Genomic DNA, 23960 nt, shown 5'->3' on the forward strand with positions numbered 1-23960 from the left:
CAACGGTAAAGGGAACTCATCATGGCAATTCGTTTTCCATTAAAAGCCTGCATTCTACTGGCACTGGGCAGTGCCGCGTTTAACGCCCATGCTGCCGAATATGAATGGACCTTCCAGACTTCGGAGACTTCCGGAGAACCTCAGTTCGAAATGAAAAAGGCATGGGCCGACAACGTGTCGAAAATGTCGGGCGGCCGTATCGCCATCGAGATATTGCCGGTTGGCGCTGTGGTACAGGCCAATCAGACCCTGCAGGCAGTGCGTTCCGGCATCCTGCAGGGACACCTGACCGATCCCAGTTACTTCACCGGTCAGAACCCTGCCTTCGGGATGATGGGCAATCTGGTGGGAGCATGGAGTGATCCTTACGATTTCCTCGATTACATGAACAATGCCGGTGGCGAGGCGCTCTATAACAAGCTGGTCGAGCCGTATGGACTTCATCTGATCGGTGCTGCAGCGACCGGCCTTGAGTCGCTGCCCTCCAGCAAGCCGATACATTCCATTGCCGATATGAAGGGACTCAAGCTGAGGGCACCGGAAGGCATGGTCTACAACATCTTTGAAAAGGCCGGCGCCACACCGGTCAACCTGCCGGGCTCGGAGGTCTATACGGGGCTTGAAAAAGGCGTCATCGATGCTGCCGATTACACCGTTTTTGCCACCAACCAGGCTCAGGGCCTGCATGACTTTGCACCCTACCCGCTCTATCCCGGCTTCCACTCCCTGCCCATGGTCGCAGTCTCGATCAACAATGAAATCTGGCAGGGCCTGCCGGCCGACCTGCAGGCCATACTGACCACCTCCGTGGATGCCCTGGCCTACGAAATGGTCGCCGAACTTAAAACACGTGATCTGGAAGCCGTGCGTGAGGCCCGCCAGGATCCGGACATCGAGATCATCGATCTGTCTCAGGAAGAGCGTGCGAAATTCAGGGATATTGCCCGCAAGGAGTGGGCCGAGTGGGCTGAACGCAACGACATTACCCGTGAGTACTATGAATCGGTTGTGGCCTATCTCAGGGCACACAATCTGCTGCCCGCCAAAGACGGCAATGAAGCAACAGACACGTCATCCTGATTGAACAGTCCTTGCGCAGACACGGCCAGACGTACGCTCTGGCCGTGTCATTACACGATCGATTTTCTCTGATGCAGAGGCTGTCTCATGTCTACAGACCCTCAACGACAGCATGGCGTGGTCGAGGCTGGCGAGGAAGAACTCGCTCGCTCAAACCCCGACCATATTGATCATGCTCCGGACCCGGTGCGCAGCCTTCTCGATCGCGGGGTCGTCTGGTGTGCCCGCGGTGCGGCCTGGCTGGTCTTTGCAGCCATGGCCATCAGCGTTCATGAAGTGCTCATGCGCTATGGTTTCAACTCCCCGACCTCCTGGGTGCATGAGAGCGTAGTGATGCTGGTGGCCGTCAGCTTTGCCCTTGGTGGCCCGGCGGCACTGGCCAGCAACCGTCACATTCGAGTACGCGTTCTCTATGACAGTGCCGGGCCACGTCTGCGCCTGTGGCTGGATCGTTTCAATGATCTGGTCACCTTCGGCTTTTGTCTGGCCATGAGCTACGCCGCCTTCACCATGTTCTGGGATGCCTCACATAATCCCTTGGGCGACTGGCAGCTGGAGCGCTCAGGCACTTCATGGAACCCGCCATTCCCGGCCCTGGTAAAAGGCATCATCATGGTCGCGCTGATGGTCATGTGCGTACAGTCGCTGGTCCATTTCATTCAGTCCTTGCGAGGCAAATCTGCCGAGGCCCGACACAATGATGGGGAGGGCGCGTCATGACCATTGCCGACGGGACAATTTTAATGGTCGGGGCGATCTTCGCTCTTTTGATTACCGGCCTGCCGCTGGCCTTCATTACCGGCCTGGTCGCACTGGCCTTTACCTTTGGCTGGTTCGGGCCGATGGCCATGCCGCTGGTTACCAGCCGCATCTATGGGTTTGTGACCGAATATTCCCTGGTGGCAGTGCCAATGTTCGTGCTCATGGCCTCGCTGCTGGACCGCTCCGGTATCGCAAAGGATTTATTTAACGCCATGCGCGTCTTTGCGGGGCGCCTGCCCGGCGGTGTGGCCGTGCAGACCGTGGTCGTGGCGTTCTTTCTGGCGGCGCTATCGGGCATTATCGGTGGGGAAATTGTCCTGCTGGGCATTCTTGCCCTGCCACAGATGCTGCGACTGGGTTATGACAAGCACCTGTCCATCGGCGTTGTCTGTGCCGGCGGGTCGCTGGGCACCATGATGCCGCCCTCGATCGTGCTGATCATCTATGGCCTCATTGCCAGCGTTTCCATCGCGGATCTGTTCACTGCCGCCATTACACCGGCTGTGATCCTGATGCTTTCCTACATAGGTTATGTGCTGGTGCGCTGTTTGAAAAACCCAAGCCTTGGCCCACCGTTGACCGAAGAAGACCGCCGCGAAACCTTTGCCACCAAGGGCAAGGCACTGCAGGCCATTATCGTGCCGGCACTGATCGCGGTACTGGTGCTTGGCTCGATCTATGGCGGTGTTGCCTCGGTCACGGAAGCCGCGGCCATGGGCGTCTTCGGCGTATTGCTGGCTATCGTGCTGCGTGGTGAATTCTCGTTTAAAACCATGCACGAAAGCCTTGGCCAGACGCTCATGACCTGCGGGATGATTATCTGGATCGGCATCGGCGCGGCAGCACTGGTCGGGGTTTATAACCTGATGGGCGGCAACCGCTTCATATCAGGCATGATCATGGGCCTCGACGTTGCCCCGATCGTCATCATTCTGGTGATGATGGGTATTCTGCTGATTCTGGGCATGTTTCTGGACTGGATCGGTGTAGCGATGCTGACCCTGCCAATCTTTGTGCCCATCATTACGCAGCTGGGTTATAGCCCGATATGGTTCGGCATCCTGTTTGCCGTCAATATGCAGGTGTCGTTTCTCTCTCCACCATTCGGGCCCGCCGCGTTCTATCTCAAGGGAGTTGCACCGCCGGAAATCAGCCTCAAGGACATTTTTGTATCGCTGCTGCCCTTTATCGCCCTGCAGTTGCTGGTGCTCTTTGCCCTGCTGTTCTGGCCGGATCTTGCCATGTGGCTGGTATAGGGCTCTCGCGTCTCACTTCCCGTCCAAAAAAGGCCCTGCATTGCAGGGCCTTTTCAGGCGTTGACTAGCCACGGTAGTAATGGGTGGTGACGAAGGGCATCGATGTGACCGTCATATCCAGCCGACGGCCTCGCACCTCTGCCTGAAGCTTCTGCCCCGGTGTACAACACTCTCGCTTGATATAGCCCATGGCCACGGGTGCACCGACCGAGGGACCAAAGGTACCTGATGTCACCTCACCAATGGGGTCGCCTTCCATGTTGAAGAGTTTGGTGCCCTCGCGCACCGGCGCTTTCCTATCTGCCTTCAGCCCGGTTCGCAGGCGTTCTGTATCCTGATTGGCCTGTTGGGTCAGAATCACATCCGCGCCGGGGAAACCGCCTTCACGCTCGCCGCCCTGGCGTCGAGCCTTGCCGATCGCCCATCCCAGCGAGGCCTCAATGGGCGTGGTTTCCTTGTCCATGTCATGACCATAGAGGCAAAGTCCAGCTTCAAGGCGCAACGAGTCGCGCGCGCCCAGCCCGATGGGCTCAACCCCATCCTGGTCCAGCAGCCACTCGGCAATTCCTTGCGCGCCCTCGGCGGGAATGGAAAGTTCAAAGCCATCTTCCCCGGTATATCCCGAGCAGCTGACCCAGACCTCGTGCCCCATGATCTCGAACCGGGCGTGTTGCATGAAGGTGAGCTCTGTCGCCGACGGACACAGATTACCCATGACGTCACGCGCCATGGGCCCCTGAAGCGCCAGTAGCGCACGATCCTCGACCACCTCGAGGTCCCCACCTTCACCCAGCCCGCTTCTTAGCAAGGCCGCATCCGCCGCACGACAGGCAGCATTGACGACCAGATAGAGATGGTCGCCGGCATTGACCGCCATGAAATCATCATGGATTCCGCCCACACTGCTGGTAAACAGACCATAGCGCTGACGACCCGGGGCCATGCCCACGGCATCAATGGGCGATACCCGCTCCAGCGCCGTTGCCGGTTGGCTGCCATGAATCAGCATCTGCCCCATATGGGAGACATCAAACAACCCGCATTTCTGACGCGTGTGCTCATGCTCACGCTTGATTCCCATCTCGAACTGGACAGGCATTTCATAGCCGGCGAAGGGAACAAATCTGGCCCCGCGCTGTTGCCAGAGCGTATAAAGCGGCGTGCGATGCAGGGTTGACATAAATCCTCCAAACCCGGGTCATGAATGAGTGCATTGAATGTGCACGGCTCATTGCCCGGTCGAGCCATGCACATAAAGCCTTTAGGTGCTGTTTTAGCGACGGCTGGTCGGCTGAACGGTACTGGCAAAATGCTCACGGGTCAGCTTGAAAACCACCGGAGACAGCAGTGCCAGAGCAATAAGGTTGGGAATCGCCATCAAGGCATTGAAGGTGTCCGCCAGCAACCAGATAAAATCAAGATGCGCCATGGCGCCTACCGGAATGGCCAGTACGAATGCAATTCGATAGAAACGCGCAGCACGGCTGCCAAACAGATACTGGAAGCACCGCTCACCGTAGTAGGACCAGCCCAGGATGGTGGTAAAGGCAAAAATGGCCAGCGCAACGGCAACGATGTAATCGCCGGGTCCCGGCAATGCCATACGAAACGCCATGGACGTCAAGGAAGCGCCGGACTCTCCCTCGAGCCATTGTCCGGAAGTGACGATGGCCAGCGCCGTGATGGAGCAGACCACGATGGTATCAATGAAGGTGCCCAGCATGGCCACCATGCCCTGCCTGACCGGGCTATTGGTCTGAGCGGCTGCATGAGCAATGGGAGCACTGCCAAGACCTGCCTCGTTGGAAAAGACCCCTCGCGCCACACCAAAGCGAATGGCGGCGGCGACGGCAGCACCGGCAAAGCCACCTGCCGCTGAAATGGGCGTAAAGGCATGGCGAACAATCAGCCACAGTGCCTCGGGAATGGCCGCATAATTGATCGCCAGTACAACCAGCCCGGCCAGCAGATAAGCGACAGCCATGAACGGAACCAGACGCCCGGCAACACTTGAAATGCGCTGAATGCCGCCCAGAATGACAGCGCCCGCCAGTACCATGATGACAAGGCCGGTCACCCATGAAGGAATGCTGAACGAGGTGGACAGGGCATCGGCCACTGAATTGGCCTGTACCGTGTTACCGATACCAAAGGAGGCCAGCGTACCAAACAACGCAAACAGTACGCCCAGCCAGGCGTAGCGCTTGCCGAGGCCATTTTTGATGTAATACATCGGCCCGCCAACGAAATTGCCCTGATCGTCACGCTCGCGATAGCGCACGGCGCAGACCGCTTCGGCATACTTGGTGGCCATGCCCACCAGTGCAGTCATCCACATCCAGAACACGGCGCCCGGACCACCCAGCGCAATAGCGGTGGCCACTCCGGCAATATTACCGGTGCCGATGGTGGCAGAAAGCGACGTCATGAGCGCATTGAAGGACGAAATTTCACCGCTGTCCTTTTCACCCGGCGTGCGTCCCTGCCAGAGCAGGCCAAAGGCGCGACCAATGTTGCGTATCGGCATGCCCTTGAGGCCGATCTGCAGATAAAGTCCTACGCCCAGCAGCAACACCAGCATCAGTGGGCCCCAGACCACCCCATTAATGCCTGTTACCAGTCCCTGTAATGTTTCCATGACCGACCTTCCCAGAGTTGTTATTGAAGTCACTGTTTATCAAACGATATAAGAATGACAGTGCAACATGAAAATCTACAGGCTACCCCAGCCAATGTCATGACAAGCATGCGTGGGACCAACGTTTTTCATGCCAGGCCCTTTTAGTCCTCGATTGGCAACGTTACGATAAGGAAAAAGTTTCCTATCGGAAACACGCGGGCACAACAAAATCGCCGATCCGCAATCAGCAGTGGACGAGCAAGCCGCCTGAAGCCACCCTATAGGCAGGTCAGCCTCGTTATTCCCGGGATGTTTCGCCATCCGTCATCTTGGCATTGAACAGGACATACAAAATGAGCCAGATCCCCACTAATCTTCGCTACTCGGACAGTCACGAATGGGTCCAGGACAATGGCGATGGTACCGTCACCATCGGCATTACCGATCATGCCCAGCAGGCGCTGGGAGATGTGGTTTTTGTGGAGCTTCCCGAGGTCGGCAGCACCCTCACGACCGGTGAAGAGTTCGGTGTGGTCGAGTCGGTCAAGGCCGCCTCCGATCTTTATGCCCCTCTGGGTGGAGCAGTCCTCGGCGTCAATACCCTGCTTGAAGATGCCCCTGAAAGTCTCAACGAAAGCCCCTACGACGATGCCTGGCTGATCAAGATTCGTCTGGCGGAGCCTGATGAACTCGAATCCCTGATGGATGCCGAGAGCTATACCGAGCTCGTCGCCAACGAATCAAACGACTGATCGCGTTTACTATCGACACCCGAGGCTGACCTCCTCTCTGCTGTCGGAAGATGGCCTGCTCACCACGGGCCTTATGCTCATCACCCTCTGTAGCGCCTTCTTCCGGCACTCTATCTTACGGATATCCCATGGCCGCTGACTCTCGCTCGCTGGATGAACTCTTTGTGCATGATGCGTTTATTGAACGTCATATTGGCGTCGATGCCACTGCACGTCGTCATATGCTGGAGACACTTGGTGCCGACACGATGGCAGATCTGCTCGCGCACACCATTCCCGGAGACATACGCCTTGACGGTGAGCTGAATCTGGCCGAACCGGTGTCAGAGCTTGAAGCGCTCACGCGCCTTCGCCGCGTCATGGGTACCAACCAGGTCATGAGAAATCACATCGGGGTCGGTTACTACGGCACCATCATGCCGGCTGTCATTGCCCGCAATGTGCTGGAAAACCCGGGCTGGTATACGGCCTACACGCCCTATCAGCCCGAGATCGCCCAGGGGCGCCTTGAGGGGCTTCTCAATTTTCAGCAGGTGGTCATGGACATGACCGGTATGGCGCTGGCCAATGCATCCCTGCTGGATGAGGCCACCGCTGCGGCCGAAGCCATGGCGCTTTGCAAGCGAGCCAACCGAAAAAACAAAAGCTCGGCCTTTTTTATGGCCGATCATGTCTTCCCGCAGACCCTGGATGTGGTACGCACTCGCGCTCGATGGCTTGGCCTTGACGTGATCGTGGATCGCGCCGAGCAGCTCGATCAGTACGACGTTTTCGGCGCCCTGCTGCAATATCCGGCCGAAGATGGCAGCGTGGTTGAACTCGACACGCTTATCGAGCGCGCTCACAAGCGCAATGTCATGGTCGCCGTGGCCACGGATCTGCTGGCGCTGGCGCTGTTGAAGCCGCCGGGAGAGATGGGCGCTGACATTGCGCTTGGATCGGCCCAGCGCTTTGGTGTTCCCATGGGCTTTGGTGGCCCGCATGCAGCCTTTTTTGCCGTCAATGATGACCTCAAGCGCTCCATGCCCGGACGCGTTATCGGTGTTTCCCGCGACCGCCACGGCAAGCCGGCCCTTCGCATGGCCATGCAAACGCGCGAGCAGCACATCCGTCGTGAAAAGGCGACGTCCAATATTTGTACCGCTCAGGCACTGCTGGCCAATATCGCCGGGTTTTATGCGGTCTATCATGGCCCCGACGGCATTCGCACCATCGCCAACCGCGTACACCGCATGACCTGCATTCTGGCCAGTGCGCTGAATGAAAGCGCTGTAAGCGTCGATAACGAGCATTTCTTCGACACGCTGACCCTGCGTGTTGACGATATCAGTGCACTGCGTCAGCGGGCAGAAGCCGCCGGTCACAACCTGCGCTATCGCGAGGATGGCCGCGTCGGCATCAGTCTGGATGAGACCACCACACCGCAGGATCTCAAAACGCTTCTCACCCTGCTGCTGGGCGAGCAGCACGGTCATGATGTGGCGGTCCTCGATAGCGCGTTACAGGGTACTCCAGCCCGATTGCCGACGGCCTATCAGCGTCAGTCGGAATTTCTGACGCATCCGACCTTTTCGCGTTATCACAGCGAAACAGAGATGCTGCGCTATCTGAAACGGCTTGAAAATCGTGACCTGTCGCTGACGCATGCCATGATTCCATTGGGTTCGTGCACCATGAAGCTCAACGCCACCACAGAGATGGTGCCGTTGTCCTGGACCGAATGCGCCGATATTCACCCCTTCGCTCCCGAGTCTCAGGTGCCGGGCTATCTCAAAATGATCGAAGAGCTGGGTGACTATCTCGTCGAAATCACCGGCTATGACGCCATTTCCATGCAGCCCAATTCCGGGGCACAGGGCGAATATGCCGGTCTTCTGGCCATTCGACGCTATCAGCAGTCCATCGATCAGGGCCATCGACATATCTGTCTGATTCCAGCATCGGCACACGGCACCAATCCGGCCTCGGCAGCCATGACCAGCATGAAGGTCGTGGTGGTTGAATGTGATGCCAATGGCAATATTGATCTGGAAGATTTGCAGACCAAGGCCGAAAAGCATAGCGACGATTTGTCAGCCATCATGCTGACTTACCCGTCCACCCATGGTGTATTCGAGGAAGGTATTCGCAAGGCATGTGAAATCGTGCATCAGCATGGGGGGCAGGTATATATCGATGGGGCCAACATGAATGCGCAGGTTGGCCTGTGTCGACCGGGTGACTACGGTGGCGACGTCTCGCATCTCAACCTGCACAAGACATTCTGCATTCCCCACGGCGGGGGCGGCCCCGGTATGGGCCCCATCGGCGTCAAGGCACACCTGGCCGAATATTTACCGGGCCATGTCCATCGCAGTGGCCATACGACGCTTGAGCCCGGTACAGCCGTTTCTTCCGCGGCCTTCGGCAGCGCCCTGATTCTGCCCATTTCATGGGCCTACATTGTCATGATGGGTGCTCGCGGACTGCGTGAAGCCAGTGAAACCGCCATTTTGAACGCCAACTACATGGCACGTCGTCTAAGCGATCATTACAGCGTGCTCTACCGTGGCAACAAGGGTTATGTGGCCCACGAATGCATCATCGATATTCGCCCGCTCAAGGCGACCAGCGGGATCGATGAAGAAGATATCGCCAAACGCCTGATGGATTACGGCTTCCATGCCCCGACCATGTCGTTCCCGGTGGCCGGGACGCTCATGATCGAGCCCACCGAATCCGAATCGCGTCAGGAACTGGATCGTTTTTGTGAAGCCATGATTGCCATACGTGAGGAGATTCGTGCCGTCGAGCAGGGAGATGTCGCTCGCGATAACAATGTGCTGGTCAATGCACCTCATACCCAGCATGACCTGTATCGCGATGACTGGCCCTACCCCTATTCCCGCGAACAGGCCGCCTTCCCCACTCCGGCCACAAAAGCTGCCAAGTTCTGGCCCAGCGTCAACCGGGTCGACAACGTCTACGGCGATCGCAATCTGATCTGCAGCTGCCCGAGCATTGATGACTACCGCGATTAAACATCACTGATGAAAGAGGCCGACACAATGAATGGCGTTGTGTCGGCCTCTTTATTGGCGTGCAGCGTTGAAGAGCGTGCTCAAGCGTTGCTGCTCTCGGTGACCATCTCGGCCGGTGCTTCATAGCCATACAGCGCATTTCGGCGTTGCTCGCGAAACTCATCGAGCAGCTGACGGTATCGACGCGGTAGCTCTGCGCCCCTGCGCGTCAGGATATACAAGGACTCATAGACCGGCACTGAAAGTGGTACTTCCTGAACCTGGCGCTGCCATGGCGAGGTTTCAAGTATCGGACGTGAGACAACCGTAAACCCCAGACCCCGCGCGACCGCATCCAGAACGACAGCCACATCGTTGGTATAACCTCTCTGCGGGAAATAGCTGATGGAGCGAAACTCGTCAGGATAGTTTTCACGCAACACCTGGCTTGCGTTATTGACGCCATCGAAATAATTCAAAAACCCCAGTGACAACAGCTCGTTAATGCTGTTCCCCCTGAAATCGGCGGGAACGACCAGACATAGAGGCTCGTGATGCCAGAGCTCATATTCAAGGTCGGGGTGGCGTGTAATATCGGTCACGATGCCGAGATCATGGCGGCCAGCCAGCACGTCCTGCACAATCTCGGCATTGAAGGCAAAGTTATAGTTGATGGTCAGCCCGGTATTGACCTGCTGATACCCCAGCGCGAAAGGATAAAACATCAAACCGATACTTGAAGGACTGGCAATGCGGCATTCGCCGCTGCTCAGGGACTCATCATCCAGACCATGGCAGAACTGTTCATGCTCGGCAAAAAGGCGAATGGCGTAGTCGTAGGCCCGCCTTCCTGCCTCCGTGAGCGTAAAGCGACGGCCGTGGCGACGCAGCAGGGTCTTGTCGAGATAGTCCTCAAGCTTTCGAATATGCTGGCTGACGCCGGGCTGGGTCATTTCCAGCTTGTGGGCCGTATGTGTGAAGCTGCCTGTTTCCACCAGCGTGATAAAGGTTTTGAAATACTGGGCATTAAACATGGGGCGTTACCAGCTCACTGACGGCCCTGGGCGAGAGACGACCGGGCGAACAAAAAATCTTCATTTCTGATCAGGTAGATACGGCGTGACTGGCTACTTTATCAGAAAAGCTTGTTGCCCGCATGAGCTCCTGCTGCTCTCGTGTTAGCATCCCGGACAGGATATTTGACACTGTCTGTTACTGGAACATCCGCCATGCCTGATCCCTTTTTAAAACGCGCCGAAGCCATCAAGAAGACACTTCTTGCCATGGAGTCTGAAGCGCCCGATGAAGATCTTTTCGCTCTGGGATACATGATCCCGCAGATAGAGCTGGTACAGGAAATGGCACAATATGAGCCTTCTGAAGTGACCGCCGAGGATTTCGACGCCACCTATCGTCAGTGGCTTGAAACCACCTTCATGGAAGATGGCATGGAAAGCGATGACCGCCAGCGCATCGAGGAACTCTGGCAAGTTGCCATGGGCCGGACAAGCTGAAACGTGTTGCCAGGATGCGCCTCTGGCATTTGTTGACTGCAGGAAAAGGATATCGAAGAGGATGACGGAAGCTACACGGATTTCAACCACCATTTCTCCGGAAGGCAGTCTGGAAGTACTCTCGCAACAGGAAGTCAATCGTCTGCGGGACACTTCATCCAACGGCATGCATGATGTGCTTCGCCGCTGCGCGCTGGCCATTTTAAATTACGGCACCATGGCTGATGACAGCTGCAGCGTGCTGGAGACCTATCATGATTTTGATATCGAGGTCATCCAGCAGGATCGCGGTATACGCCTGAAGCTCACCAATGCACCCGCCCACGCGTTCGTGGACGGCAGCATGATTCGGGGTATTCGTGAACTGCTCTCTTCTGTATTGCGTGACGTGGTCTACGTCTCCAACGAAATCGAAAAGCATGGTCGCTTCGATCTCGAGTCTGCAGAAGGCATCACCAACGCTGTATTCCACATACTGCGCAACGCCGGTGTCATGAAGCCCTCTCGTGACCCCAATCTTGTGGTCTGCTGGGGCGGACACTCCATCACACGTGAAGAGTATGACTACAGCAAATCGGTAGGCTATCACCTGGGGCTCCGTGACCTGGACATCTGCACCGGCTGCGGGCCGGGTGCCATGAAAGGCCCCATGAAGGGTGCCAACGTGGCGCATGCCAAGCAGCGTCGCCGCAATAGCCGCTATCTGGGTATTTCAGAGCCGGGCATCATTGCTGCCGAATCGCCCAATCCGATCGTCAATGAACTGGTCATCATGCCGGACATCGAAAAGCGTCTTGAGGCCTTTATTCGAGTCGGGCACGGCATCATCATCTTTCCCGGTGGCGTCGGGACCGCCGAAGAAATTTTGTATCTGCTGGGCGTTTTGCTGCACCCGAACAATGCAGACATCCCCTTCCCGATCATTTTTACCGGTCCGGCCGGCAGCGCCGACTATTTCCGGCGTATCGACAATTTCATCGCCTTTACACTCGGCGCCGAGGCGCAAAAATATTATCGCATCATGATCGATGATCCCGTCGGCGTGGCTCGCGCCATGAGAGAAGGCATCGAGGAAGTGACCGCCTTTCGACGTCAACATCAGGATGCCTTCTACTTCAACTGGCGTCTGGACATTCCGCGAGACTTTCAGCAGCCCTTTACTCCGAACCATGATTCCATGGCCGGACTGGCGCTCCATCGTCGCCAGAACGTCCATGATCTGGCAGCCAACCTTCGCCGCGCCTTCTCGGGCATCGTAGCCGGCAATGTCAAGGAACAGGGGGTGCGTGCCATCGAGCGACATGGCCCCTTCCGCCTGAATGCTGAAAGTGAGCTCATGCAGCCACTCGATGAACTGCTGACCTCGTTTGTGGCCCAGGGGCGCATGAAGCTCCCGGGCAGCGAATACGTCCCCTGCTATACGCTGAATACCTAGAGCAACATCAGGTGGCGCTACTGCTCGGCAGGGCGCCACCAGCCATAAAGCGCGTGCAGCAAAAGCCCTATGGTCATGCCTTTGGGCAACCACTGGTACCAGTATGCTGACGGCCCCGCAACCAGCTGCCAGATCGCCGTCGCGGCTACGCCTGCAATCAACCACAGCAACAGCCGCTTCAATGCTGTCAATGTCCCCTTTCTGACGCTGCTCGCGGCACGCTGCCACAGCAGGGCAGACACCACAACAAGTGCTGCGACACCACCGGCCACCAGCATCAGACGTTCGTTATCGCGAACGATATAGTAGCCGGGTGCCGCCATCAGCATGGTCAGGGCAAGCCCCAGCAGGATGGAAATGCGCTCGCCGCTGGCCAATAATCCCTGACGCATCATGAATGCGCCGCCAGCCACTGCTCAGCCCAGGGCAGCGCCGCATCATCGGCCATGGGTGTCTCGGATGCATCCACTTCCAGTCGCTCTCCAACGCGCGAGCCACCCAGCGTGGTCAGAAGCTCATCCAGCCTGCGACCGGCGCCACAAAAACTATCTTCATAGCTGCTGTCACCCATGGCGATCAGTGCATAGCGTAGCCCTTCAAGCGACGGGCGTTGCTGCTCAAGAGCGTTGCTCAGAGCGGTGAAGTTACCAGGATAATCTCCCCGACCCGTGGTCGAGATACAAAAAAGCGCCAGGTTCGGTTGCGGATCGACCAGTTTTTCCAGGGTGGGCGTTTCATGAATTTCGACACCGTAACCTGCCGCTTCAAAGAGAGGGGCTATCTGCTCGGCGACATCCAGTGCGCCACCGTAAACAGTCGCCACATAAATTCCGACATCAGGCATGATTTTCGATCACCAGAATTGAATTTGAGCAATGGTAACATAGTGCTCCCGACGCTTTCCCGGCACTCGACATATGAAAAAAGCCCCGCCATAAGCGGGGCTTTTAATATCATGACAGCTACCTTGTCATGGCACTGAATGCGTCAACATCAGGCCTTGTCGCGTTCTTCCACCAGCGCCTTGAGCTTCTGGCCCGGGCGAAAGGTGACTACCCGACGCGCCGAAATGGGGATCTCTTCTCCCGTCTTGGGATTACGGCCAGGCCGTTCACGCTTGTCGCGCAAATCAAAGTTGCCAAATCCTGACAGCTTGACCTGTTCATTTTCCCTGAGACAACCGCGGATTTCGTCAAAAAACTGCTCGACAAGCATCTTGGCTTCACGCTTTGAAAAGCCAAGCGACGTGTGCAGATGCTCTGCCAGTTCAGCCTTGGTCAACGCACTCATTATCCGACATCCTGTAGGAGACAATCTTTAGGAGACAGTATCCCGCCGCCGCATTCAGTTGCGCAGCAACGCGCCAAAACGTTCCGAGGAAACCGCTACAATATTGTCAATTGTCTGATTAATTTCAATATCTGTCAGCGTGCGCGAAGGATGCTGCCAGGTCAAGCCCAGCGCCAGGCTCTTGCGTCCGTCCTCCACGCCAGCGCCCTGGTAGACGTCAAAAAGGCGCAGGTCCGTCAACGCATCACCTGCCTGCTCACGAATCACATCCAGCAGTGACTGTACCGGCAGGCTCTCATCAACAAGTATCGCCAGATCACGTCGAACTTCCGGGTGACGAGACAGCGGACTGAACGCTGCCAGCCTGCCCTTCTGCAGAACCGCCAGCTCAAGCTCGAACACATAGACCTCGGGCTTGATACCGAGCCGCTCCCTGACGACAGGATGAAGTGCCCCAACCCAACCGACATGACGCTCGCCTCGCAGGATACGGGCACACTGCCCGGGATGAAGCGCTTCATGCTCGCCGGGTTCGAAACGCCACTCTTCTTCGACACCACCAAGTGCCAGCAGACGTTCCACGTCACCCTTGATGTCAAAGAAATCAACGCTCTCCTTGCGCCCCGTCCACCCCTCGGGGTCTCGTGTCCCGCAGATCATGCCACCCAGCATGGGCGTTTGCGTTAGCGCATCGATCTCACCGTTGAACACCAGTCCCGTCTCGAACAGACGAACACGCTGCTGCTGACGATTGAGATTGTGCAACAGCGCCCGACTGAGCCCGGACCAAAGGCTTGAGCGCATCACCGACATGTCACTGGAGATAGGGTTGGCAAGTGTCGGTGTGACGGTATCGGGGTTGATGGCCTGCTGAAGTTCAGTGGACACAAAGCTGTAGGTAATGGCTTCCTGATAACCACCGGCCACCAGATGCTGACGAATGACGTCGAGCGGGACTCTGGTGCCGTCTTCACGGCGAGGCGCCAGGTTGGTCTGGGGATAGCGGACCGGCAAGCGGTTATAACCGTGAATGCGCGCCAGCTCCTCGATGAGGTCTTCCTCCAGGCGCACATCAAAGCGCCAGGCCGGCACACTGACCTCCCAGCAGCCCGATTCACGAGCCTTCAGGGTCATGCCGAGACGTGTCAGGATATCGCTGATCTCGTCAGCTTCAAGCGTCATGCCCAGTATTCGACTGACCCGCTCGGTACTCAGGCCGACCTGACAGGTACCAGGCAGTGACTGCTGATCAACCCTTTCAATGACGGGACCCGGGCGGCCACCGGCCAGCTCGATAAGCAACCCCGTGGCGCGCTCAAGAGCACGCACCTGCAGGGTCGGATCCACGCCCCGCTCAAAGCGATGCGAAGCATCCGTATGCAATCCGTACTGACGGGCCCTGCCGGCTACCGCCAGTGGCGCAAAGAAGGCGGACTCCAGCAGTACATGGCGTGTCTCACGATTGACTCCCGAGCGTTCGCCACCCATAACACCCGCGATGGCCAATGGGCCACCGGCATCGGCAATCAGCAGGGTATTGTCTTCAAGCTGTACGTTCTGACCGTCGAGCAGCGTCAGCGTCTCGTTGTCCCGGGCATTGCGCACTTCAATATGGCCCTGCAGGCGCTCCAGATCGAAGGCATGCATCGGCTGGCCCAGCTCAAGCATCACGTAGTTGGTAATGTCCACCACGATGTCGATGGAACGCAGGCCGCAGCGACGCAGGTACTCGGTCAGCCATAAGGGAGAAGGCGTACCGACATCGATATCGCGAACAACCCGCGCGCTGTAGCGCGGGCAGGCCTCGGCATTATCCAGACGAACGTCAAATCGCTCATCGATCTGTGCCGCCACGGGCGCGATTTCTGGGGTTTTGACCTCAACACGGTTAAGCACGCCAATTTCACGCGCAAGGCCCATGACGCTCAGGCAGTCGCCGCGATTGGGTGTCAGATCCACATCTATACTGTGATCATCAAGACCGAGCCACTGCCTCAGATCCTCACCTATCGGGGCACTGTCCGGCAACACCCAGATGCCTGGCGATTTTTCTTCAACCAGACCGAGCTCGGATTCGGCACAGATCATGCCATGAGAAGCCACGCCCCTGAGTTTGGCTTCCTTGATGGCAAAATCACCGGGCAGTACAGCCCCTGGTTGAGCCAGAGCGACTTTCTGACCGACAGCCACATTGGGCGCACCACAAACCACCTGCTGAAGCTGACCGCTGCCATCATCAAGCTGGCAGACACGCAAACGATCAGCATCAGGGTGCTGGACAGCCTCTTTGACCTGCGCCACAACAACGCCCGAAAAGGGAGCAGATACCGGCTCGACCGCGTCGACTTCCAGCCCCGCCATGGTGATCTGATCGGCAATTGCCTGCACATCCTGCGCTACATCAACCCATTGACGCAGCCACTGTTCGGAAACTTTCATCTTGCCTCGCTATACCGAAACGAATTACTGGAACTGGCGGAGAAAGCGCAGATCGTTGTCGAAAAAAAGGCGCAGATCGTTGACGCCATAACGCAACATCGCCAGGCGCTCCCCCCCCATGCCAAAGGCAAAACCGCTATAGCGCTTTGAATCTATACCAACGTGGTCGAACACATTGGGATGCACCATGCCGCAACCCATGACCTCAAGCCAGCCGGTATGAGAGCAGACCCGGCACCCCTTGCCACTGCAGTTGACACACTGAATGTCGACTTCAGCAGAAGGTTCGGTAAACGGGAAATAGGAAGGACGAAAGCGAACATCGAGCCTGTCGCGCTCAAAGAAGGCCTTCAAAAAGGCTTCGATGGTGCCCTTGAGATCGGCAAAGCTGACGTTTTCATCGACAAACAGCCCCTCTACCTGGTGGAACATGGGGCTGTGTGTGAGATCGGAATCGTTACGATAAACACGCCCCGAGCACACCAGACGTACCGGCGGCTCCTGATGCTCCATTGTGCGAATCTGCACCGGAGAGGTGTGCGTGCGCAGTACATGGCGCGCATCAAAATAAAAGGTGTCATGCATGGCGCGAGCAGGATGGTGCGCCGGGATATTCAGTGCTTCAAAGTTATGATAATCATCTTCAATCTCGGGGCCTTCAGCGATGTCATAACCAATATTGGCAAAACATTGCTCGATACGACGCAGCGTCTGGGTGATCGGATGCAAACCGCCCGATGATTCACGTCGCCCGGGTAGGGTTACATCCACCTTTTGCGCCGCAAGCCTTGCCGCCATGGCACTGGCTTCAAGCGTTGCCTTTTTGGCTTCAAGAGCGCTTTCAATCTGCTGTCGAGCCTGATTGATTACTTCACCTGCTGCGGGCCGCTCCTCGGGAGGCAGTTTACCCAGCCCTTTCAACAGAGCCGTCACCTCGCCTTTCTTGCCCAGATAGCGGACACGAATTTCTTCCAGTGCCCTGATATCTTCGGCAGCGCCAATGGCTTCGACTGCCGTCGCTACTACTGTGGAGAGATGCTCCATCCGTCTTGCTCCATGAAAAACGGCAGATTGCAGATACCAGGAAAGCTCTGCACGTTGATCCTGTTATCAGGGATCTGACGATAAATTGTTGCCACACAAAAAAACAAGGGAAGAGCGACGGCTCTTCCCTTGTAGCACTTCGGCAGGTGATATCAGATCACCCAAACCGTCAGGCAGCCTTGGCTTGCTCGACGATGGAACCGAAAGCCTGCTTTTCGTGAACGGCCAGATCAGCAAGGATCTTGCGGTCGATCTCGATACCAGCCTTTTTCAGGCCGTTAATGAAGCGGCTATAGGACATGCCGTGAGTGCGAGCTGCAGCGTTGATACGTGCAATCCACAGTGCGCGGAATTGACGCTTGCGCTGACGGCGGTCGCGGTAGGCGTATTGGCCTGCCTTGATGACCGCCTGCTTGGCAACACGGAAAGTACGTGAACGAGCACCGTAGTACCCTTTCGCCTGCTTCAGAATCTTCTTGTGACGACGACGAGCGACGACACCGCGCTTTACACGAGCCATGAAAACCTCCTGACTTCAGTTATTTGAATCGACTTAGATATAAGGGAGCATGCGCTCGATCAAACGACGATCGGCATCATGGATCTGCTTCATACCGCGCAGCTGACGCTTACGCTTGGTCGATTTCTTGGTCAGGATATGGCTGCGAAAGGACTGCTTGTGCTTAAAGCCCTTGGCAGTGCGCTTGAAGCGCTTGGCCGCACCGCTGTTGCTCTTGATTTTCGGCATGAGAATAACTCCACACGCTATTTTTTAGAAAACCCGAGGCCAACGCTCGGAGTCAGGGCAGATTATCTGCCACGGCTCCGACACGCTCGTTAAACTGCCCGCGGATCACTTTTTCCTGGGGGCCAGCATCATGATCATTTGCCGACCTTCCATCTTCGGACGCGATTCTACAACAGCAAGGTCTTCCAAGTCATGTTCTACGCGCTCCATGAGCTTGCGACCGATGTCCTGGTGCGCCATTTCGCGACCACGAAATCGCAGCGTGACCTTGCCCTTATCGCCTTCCTCAAGGAATCGGGTCAGGTTTTTAAGCTTGACCTGATAATCACCCTCATCGGTTGCAGGGCGGAATTTGACTTCCTTGATCTGGATCTGCTTCTGCTTTTTCTTCTGAGCAGACTTTTGCTTTTTCAGTTCGAACTGATGCTTGCCGTAATCCATGATCTTGCAAACGATCGGATCGGCGTTGGATATCTGCACGAGATCAAGCCCAGCTTCTTCAGCCTTGGCAAGCGCCTCATTCATGGGCACAACACCCAGCTGCTCGCCCTCGCTATCGATAAGCCGAACTTCATCCGCACGAATGCGGTCATTTATGGGTGCGCGCTTTTCCTGAGGGCGCCCACGTTGGTTATTTCGCTTGATCGTCAAGTCTCCATTGATTAAAAGAAATGCTGCTATCTACGCTCTTTATCCATCCTGGCAAGAAACTCGGACACTGTCATTGTTCCAAGGTCCTCGCCTGTGCGCGTTCTGACAGCAACTCTATCTGACTCCACTTCCTTATCACCGACTACCAGCAGATAAGGTACTTTCTGAAGTGTATGCTCACGAATTTTAAAACCGATCTTCTCATTCCTCAAGTCTGACTTGACACGAAGGCCGGCTTGTTGCAATTGATCGGTCAACGCCGTGGCATAAGTGGCCTGAGCATCGGTAATATTAAGAACAACTGCCTGCTCCGGAGCAAGCCACAAAGGAAGTGCGCCGGCATGATGCTCAAGCAGAATGCCAATAAAGCGCTCGAAGGACCCGATAATGGCGCGGTGAAGCATTACTGGCGTGTGGCGATTGCCGTCCTCGCCCACATACTGCGCGCCAAGGCGTCCGGGCATCATGAAGTCAACCTGCATGGTGCCAACCTGCCATTCGCGGCCCAGACAGTCCCGCATATGATACTCGATCTTGGGGCCATAGAAGGCACCCTCACCCGGCAGTTCCTGCCACTGCACATTGCACGCTTCAAGCGCTGCTCGCAGAGCCCCTTCGGCCTTGTCCCAATCCTCATCACTACCAATGCGCTTATCGGGACGCAAAGCAATCTTGACGTCAATATCATCAAAGCCGAAGTCTTCATAGACCTTGAGGGCCTGCCGGTGAAAATCGGTGACTTCCGGCTCGATCTGACGCTCTGTACAAAAGACGTGACCATCGTCCTGAGTAAAGGCACGAACTCGCATGATGCCGTGCAGGGCACCCGATGGCTCATTACGATGGCAACCACCAAATTCGCCGTAGCGAATGGGCATTTCGCGATAGCTGTGAAGACCTGAATTGAAGACCTGGACATGTCCCGGACAATTCATCGGCTTGAGCGCGTACTCACGCTTTTCCGACTCGGTAAAGAACATGTTTTCCGAATAGTTGTCCCAGTGACCGGACTTTTTCCAGAGGCTGACGTCCATCACCTGCGGACAACGAATTTCCTGATACCCGCTATCGCGATAGACACGACGCATGTACTGCTCGACCGCCTGCCAGATGGCCCAGCCTCTTGGATGCCAGAATACCATGCCTGGTGACTCTTCCTGCTGATGGAAGAGATTGAGCTGGCGAGCGAGCTTGCGATGATCGCGCTTTTCCGCCTCTTCAAGTCGCTTGAGATAGGCATTTAACTGTTTCTTGTCCGCCCACGCCGTGCCATAGATGCGCGTCAGCATGGTATTGGAGGCATCACCACGCCAATAGGCGCCAGCGAGCTTCAAAAGCTTGAAGGACTTGAGGTGTCGGGTATTGGGAACGTGAGGTCCCCGGCACATGTCCGTGTATTCCTTGTGATGGTAAAGACGGATGGTCTCACCTTCTGGAATACGTGACACGATGTCCTGCTTGTAAGGTTCGTCTCTTGAGACAAAGGCTTCCATGGCCTGATCGCGGTCAACGTACTCCCTTGAGACGTTATATCCTTCATCGATCAGCTCGCGCATGCGTTTTTCGATCTTTTCGAGATCATCGCTCGAAATGGACTGGCCAAAATCAATGTCGTAATAAAAGCCATCATCAATGACAGGACCGATAGCCATTTTAGCTTCGGGATACAACTGTTTGACGGCATGACCGATAAGATGGGCGCAAGAGTGACGTATGATCTCGAGCCCTTCCTGATCCTTTGCAGTCACAATGGCGACCGCCGCGTCATGCTCGACAACATCGGCGGTGTCCACCAAATGCCCATCGATTTTACCGGCAACGGCGGCTTTGGCCAGTCCCGCACCGATGGATTCGGCAATTGCCATGATGGAAACAGAAGATTCAAATTGACGCTGGCTACCGTCAGGAAGCGTGACGACGGGCATAGGAGTTCCTTCCTTGTTTCAGTGGTGACCGCTACCAGGAGTCACTTGAGGTATTACATTGTCAGCGGACGCAGGGAGTGCGCCATGGAACTGGCAGGCGTGGGCAAGTAACAAGCCGGAGTGCAAACTAGCAAATAGTAAGGAATGGCGTCCAGTTAATACCCGGAAATTGCAGTAACTGTCGGCGGACATCACAAAAAATTCATAAAAAAGAGGGCGCCGAAGCGCCCTCTTTTATCTAGTGCAGATCAGTAAGATTTACTGATTGTTGCTACCGTTCTGACCGGTACGATCCCTGACCTGGCCATCATCGCCCAGCGGATGTACTTCAGTACGACGGTTTTCTGCGCGACCTTCAGCAGTCTCGTTGGTGGCTACAGGATTCTGTTCACCGAAACCGAGAGCTTCCATACGCTCAGCAGATACGCCCTGAGAAATCAGGTACTGACGTACTGATTCTGCACGACGCTGAGACAGATCCTTGTTGTAGGCGGCGCTACCGATGGAATCGGTATAGCCTTCCAGACGAACACGAACCTGCTCGTTGCTGTTCAGCTTCTCGGCAACATCATTCAGAGTCTGCTCGGCATTGGAAGTCAGCTTGGCAGAATCGAATTCAAAGTTGACATCGCGCAGTACCAGTGCAGCCGGGCAACCAAGGGCATTGACCTGGGTGCCAGCCGGGGTATCCGGGCACTGGTCCTGATAATCCGGTACGCCATCACCGTCTGAATCCAGCGGGCAACCACGAGAGTCAACCTCTACACCGGCCGGAGTACCCGGGCACTGATCGAGGTAGTCCGGAACGCCGTCGCCATCGGTATCGATCGGGCAACCCTTGGCATCAACGGCAACACCAGCCGGTGTACCCGGGCACTCGTCGCGAGAGTCCGGGACGCCATCGTTGTCCGAGTCCATTTCACGATTGTCGCCGCCCGAGCAAAGCAGAGCGCCTGCTGTTGCGCCGGCAGTGGCACCAACGGCAGCACCGGTTTCTTCATCGTCATTGCTGCTGACACCGTAACCGATGCCACCACCGATCAGGCCGCCAGCCAGACCGCAGACGAAAGGAGAAGAATACCAGGAATCGCCGCTGGAAGAAGCACCAGAGGATTGAGTACCTGAGCTGGCGCAACCAGCGAGACCCATTACAAGAGCAGATCCCAGCAGCAAGCCAGTTGTTGATTTATTCATGCAAGACTCCTTCTTTTTTGCAACGCTAGGGCAACGATGTTGTTACTAAGCGGTTCCGAGTATAGGCAATGGCAATAGCTCAAGAAAGTTTTTCTTCTACCGCCAAGAAAAGCATACCGGAGACATTGAAACCAGCCCATGACCACCCTGCTTTGGTCAATCGGAACAACTACTCGATGCCATGATGAAAAACGCGTCACAGGCAATCCATTGTGACGTATTCGAACACTGTTTTCGCACTGAAAGCGATGAAAGTCAAACGCTGTTTATTGCAATGATTAAATTTCAGGTTAATCGCTTTGAACTTCAAAAAAATGGATATAGTTGAAAATATTTCTTATCAACGTGCGATAACGCTATCGGTTAGACTTACCAATTGACGTGCTGCCTGAAGAATAGCGGTTTCGTTTTCACTGACGACCTGCATTCGTTGCCGGTCTTCCTGCATTCTCTCGCGGGCAGTAAGAGCAGAACGCGCCTGATGAGTATTCAAATGTGATGTGCTGTCACTGACCTGTGCAATTACTGTCAGCTTATCGTCTTTCCACCAGCCCGCATCGAGAATGTCAATGATGACCCGAGCGCGCAGGCACCCCTCCACCAGATCCATCTGACCTTCCTGCATGGCGCGCCCTATAACATTGAGATTCGAAAGGCATTGATACTCTGCCTGGGCCTTTTCCTGGGCCTGGCGTGCTCGACGGCGGCGCAGCTCACGGGACATACGCCAAATGATCGATAGCAGGACACCAACGATCAAAAATGCCATACACAGAAGAATGACCGCCCATGTTTGGGACACGATAAACGTTACTCCTTTCGTATTTGCCTTCGGGGTGTTCCGTGAATCCCATATCGGCTTCACAGAGCTTTAAAAAGCTGCAGCCCGAGAAGAAGACAATGTCAGTTGCACATCAGCTTATTCAGTACTGGCTTTACGCAATGACTTGAACTCGTCCATCAATTTTTTCTGCTGTTGATCATGGGAATAGTGACTTGCGAGTATTGAAAGCTCATTACCCAGCATGACGCGTCTGTCATGATCGTCAAGAAGCTGAAGAGCACGGCGCGCCCACTCTCGACTATCCATGGCGTCCAGTACCAGCTCGGGATAACGGCCCTCCAAAAGTTCGGCACACCCTACTCCGGATGACAGCATGACGGGCGTACCGCACGCCATGGCTTCAAGCGCAACTCTTCCGAACTCTTCGATGTGGGCAGGCAGCATGAAAATATCCAGCGCGCCGTAAAGTCCTTCAACTTTATTAATAGTGGAGCGCCAGACAAAACGCTCGGCAATTCCAAGCTTTTGAGCCAGCTGTTGAAAAGAAGAGGCATCATCCTTGCCGACAACAAGAAAGCGGCAGCGCCCCGGCAGCGCCTTGTCAAGCTCAGCGGCAAGTTTTACAAAACCTTCCACATTGCGCTTTTTGAAATTACCGGAGGTTACTACTCCTATCAGAAAATCGTCAGATGCAGCGCCCAGCGATTGACGGACCCCATCTCGTCCAATACGCGCGTTTTGCGGATTGAACTGCTCGGGATCATAACCGGGATAGCTGATATCGATCCTGTCGGGAGCGATGTCATAGCGGGTTATTAAATCGTTACCCATCATTCTGGAGTTGACGGCAATTCGGCGAAAGCGCTGGCGCTGCAATATGTGGTCATGAATGGCGGCCACTTCATGATTGCCTGGCAATTTGCATCCATTAATGGCCTTGCTCGCCAGATGCACGCAGTTATGAAGATATACCACATCAGGCGTTTCTACATCACCATGGCTCACCAGCAGAGCTGGCGCATGACGCTTTGACCATGCCTGCACACGATGGTTGAACCAGAAACGTCGACGCGCGCCCTTGAAAGGCCAGCGCCAGGTTTTGACCAATCGAGCCCCAGAGCGCTCTACCAGAGCAGAGTTCCCCCGCTCGGCGATAATGACGACCTGATATCCCAAAGCGATCAGCGCTACCGTTTGCTCAAGTGCGTTTCGACTGGCACCGGTACTTTTTTCTACCTGACGGATGGCAATAGCGGCCAGAGGTCTTTTATTTCCTGTCATTTAAAACACTCAAACAGCGGTATCAGCGAATGTGGTATCGCTGGCAACAACATCCCCCTGTCCCACTGAATGCTGAACCAGTAAGTTGATGCCAGATGCCCGGGATGTTTGGATAAACCGCCCGGAACCGATAGAGCATCATATCATCATCAGGTTTTTTCCGGACCAATCCAGCCCCGGGCTCTG

Annotated in this window: 22 protein-coding genes; 7 read left to right on the top strand and 15 right to left on the bottom strand. The window is 55.8% G+C overall.

Annotated features, from left to right (window positions below; genetic code table 11):
- The first annotated feature begins 21 nt into the window (after window positions 1-21).
- The 3 genes from B9G99_RS15030 (at window position 22) to B9G99_RS15040 (ending at window position 3098) form a co-directional block, all read left to right on the top strand.
- Complete coding sequence (locus B9G99_RS15030) at window positions 22-1080, top strand: TRAP transporter substrate-binding protein (RefSeq protein ID WP_086622894.1); 1059 nt, start codon at window positions 22-24, stop codon at window positions 1078-1080.
- 87 nt (window positions 1081-1167) lie between these two features.
- Complete coding sequence (locus B9G99_RS15035) at window positions 1168-1800, top strand: TRAP transporter small permease subunit (protein ID WP_086622895.1); 633 nt, start codon at window positions 1168-1170, stop codon at window positions 1798-1800.
- On the top strand, window positions 1797-3098 hold the full coding sequence (locus B9G99_RS15040) for a TRAP transporter large permease (protein ID WP_086622896.1): 1302 nt from the start codon (window positions 1797-1799) through the stop codon (window positions 3096-3098). Before B9G99_RS15035 ends, B9G99_RS15040 begins: the two co-directional genes overlap by 4 nt.
- A 64-nt stretch (window positions 3099-3162) precedes the next feature.
- On the opposite strand, the gene gcvT is transcribed toward B9G99_RS15040, so the two are convergent.
- Window positions 3163-4278, bottom strand: coding sequence for a glycine cleavage system aminomethyltransferase GcvT (gene gcvT / locus B9G99_RS15045; protein WP_086622897.1), 1116 nt, complete (start codon window positions 4276-4278; stop codon window positions 3163-3165).
- A gap of 93 nt (window positions 4279-4371) precedes the next feature.
- Window positions 4372-5736 carry an alanine/glycine:cation symporter family protein gene (locus B9G99_RS15050; RefSeq protein WP_086622898.1) on the bottom strand — a complete coding sequence of 455 codons (1365 nt, stop codon included), beginning with the start codon at window positions 5734-5736 and terminating at the stop codon, window positions 4372-4374.
- A gap of 335 nt (window positions 5737-6071) precedes the next feature.
- Between B9G99_RS15050 and gcvH the strand changes: the two genes are divergently transcribed.
- Complete coding sequence (gcvH, locus tag B9G99_RS15055; RefSeq protein ID WP_086622899.1) at window positions 6072-6470, top strand: glycine cleavage system protein GcvH; 399 nt, start codon at window positions 6072-6074, stop codon at window positions 6468-6470.
- Between the two features lie 128 nt (window positions 6471-6598).
- On the top strand, window positions 6599-9490 hold the full coding sequence (gcvP, locus tag B9G99_RS15060) for an aminomethyl-transferring glycine dehydrogenase (protein WP_086622900.1): 2892 nt from the start codon (window positions 6599-6601) through the stop codon (window positions 9488-9490).
- Between the two features lie 80 nt (window positions 9491-9570).
- On the opposite strand, the gene B9G99_RS15065 is transcribed toward gcvP, so the two are convergent.
- Window positions 9571-10503, bottom strand: a complete 933-nt coding sequence (locus tag B9G99_RS15065) for a LysR family transcriptional regulator (RefSeq protein ID WP_086622901.1) — start codon at window positions 10501-10503, stop codon at window positions 9571-9573.
- Window positions 10504-10698: 195 nt separating this feature from the next.
- On the opposite strand from B9G99_RS15065, the gene B9G99_RS15070 reads away from it, so the two are divergent.
- Complete coding sequence (locus B9G99_RS15070; RefSeq protein WP_086622902.1) at window positions 10699-10983, top strand: YfcL family protein; 285 nt, start codon at window positions 10699-10701, stop codon at window positions 10981-10983.
- Window positions 10984-11044: 61 nt separating this feature from the next.
- Window positions 11045-12418 carry a nucleotide 5'-monophosphate nucleosidase PpnN gene (gene ppnN / locus B9G99_RS15075; RefSeq protein ID WP_086622903.1) on the top strand — a complete coding sequence of 458 codons (1374 nt, stop codon included), beginning with the start codon at window positions 11045-11047 and terminating at the stop codon, window positions 12416-12418.
- A 17-nt stretch (window positions 12419-12435) separates the two neighbouring features.
- Here the strand turns inward: ppnN and B9G99_RS15080 are convergent, their stop codons facing one another.
- The 12 genes from B9G99_RS15080 to B9G99_RS15135 all read right to left on the bottom strand — a co-directional run bounded on the left by B9G99_RS15080 (window position 12436) and on the right by B9G99_RS15135 (window position 23774).
- A complete protein-coding gene (locus B9G99_RS15080) occupies window positions 12436-12813 on the bottom strand; it encodes a hypothetical protein (RefSeq protein ID WP_086622904.1) in 378 nt (125 codons plus the stop codon).
- Window positions 12810-13262, bottom strand: coding sequence for a flavodoxin domain-containing protein (locus B9G99_RS15085; RefSeq protein ID WP_086622905.1), 453 nt, complete (start codon window positions 13260-13262; stop codon window positions 12810-12812). Before B9G99_RS15085 ends, B9G99_RS15080 begins: the two co-directional genes overlap by 4 nt.
- Window positions 13263-13411: 149 nt before the next feature.
- Complete coding sequence (locus tag B9G99_RS15090; protein WP_086622906.1) at window positions 13412-13708, bottom strand: integration host factor subunit alpha; 297 nt, start codon at window positions 13706-13708, stop codon at window positions 13412-13414.
- Window positions 13709-13762: 54 nt separating this feature from the next.
- Window positions 13763-16147, bottom strand: coding sequence for a phenylalanine--tRNA ligase subunit beta (gene pheT, locus B9G99_RS15095; protein ID WP_086622907.1), 2385 nt, complete (start codon window positions 16145-16147; stop codon window positions 13763-13765).
- Window positions 16148-16171: 24 nt separating this feature from the next.
- Window positions 16172-17191: a phenylalanine--tRNA ligase subunit alpha gene (gene pheS / locus B9G99_RS15100; RefSeq protein ID WP_086622908.1), complete on the bottom strand. Its 1020-nt coding sequence runs from the start codon at window positions 17189-17191 to the stop codon at window positions 16172-16174.
- 169 nt (window positions 17192-17360) lie between these two features.
- Window positions 17361-17711 carry a 50S ribosomal protein L20 gene (rplT, locus tag B9G99_RS15105; RefSeq protein ID WP_086622909.1) on the bottom strand — a complete coding sequence of 117 codons (351 nt, stop codon included), beginning with the start codon at window positions 17709-17711 and terminating at the stop codon, window positions 17361-17363.
- A 33-nt stretch (window positions 17712-17744) separates the two neighbouring features.
- Window positions 17745-17939 (bottom strand): 50S ribosomal protein L35, encoded by a 195-nt coding sequence (gene rpmI, locus B9G99_RS15110; RefSeq protein WP_086622910.1) that lies wholly within the window; start codon window positions 17937-17939, stop codon window positions 17745-17747.
- Between the two features lie 105 nt (window positions 17940-18044).
- Window positions 18045-18590, bottom strand: a complete 546-nt coding sequence (infC, locus tag B9G99_RS15115; protein ID WP_086622911.1) for a translation initiation factor IF-3 — start codon at window positions 18588-18590, stop codon at window positions 18045-18047.
- Window positions 18591-18616: 26 nt separating this feature from the next.
- Entirely contained in the window at window positions 18617-20515 is a 1899-nt protein-coding gene (gene thrS, locus B9G99_RS15120) for a threonine--tRNA ligase (protein WP_086622912.1), read from the bottom strand.
- 258 nt (window positions 20516-20773) lie between these two features.
- Window positions 20774-21709 (bottom strand): OmpA family protein, encoded by a 936-nt coding sequence (locus B9G99_RS15125; protein ID WP_086622913.1) that lies wholly within the window; start codon window positions 21707-21709, stop codon window positions 20774-20776.
- 340 nt (window positions 21710-22049) lie between these two features.
- Window positions 22050-22511 (bottom strand): DUF2489 domain-containing protein, encoded by a 462-nt coding sequence (locus tag B9G99_RS15130; protein ID WP_086622914.1) that lies wholly within the window; start codon window positions 22509-22511, stop codon window positions 22050-22052.
- A gap of 117 nt (window positions 22512-22628) precedes the next feature.
- A complete protein-coding gene (locus B9G99_RS15135; protein ID WP_086622915.1) occupies window positions 22629-23774 on the bottom strand; it encodes a glycosyltransferase family 4 protein in 1146 nt (381 codons plus the stop codon).
- Window positions 23775-23960: the final 186 nt, after the last annotated feature.

The sequence above is a fragment of the Kushneria konosiri genome, assembly GCF_002155145.1.
Classification (GTDB): domain Bacteria; phylum Pseudomonadota; class Gammaproteobacteria; order Pseudomonadales; family Halomonadaceae; genus Kushneria; species Kushneria konosiri.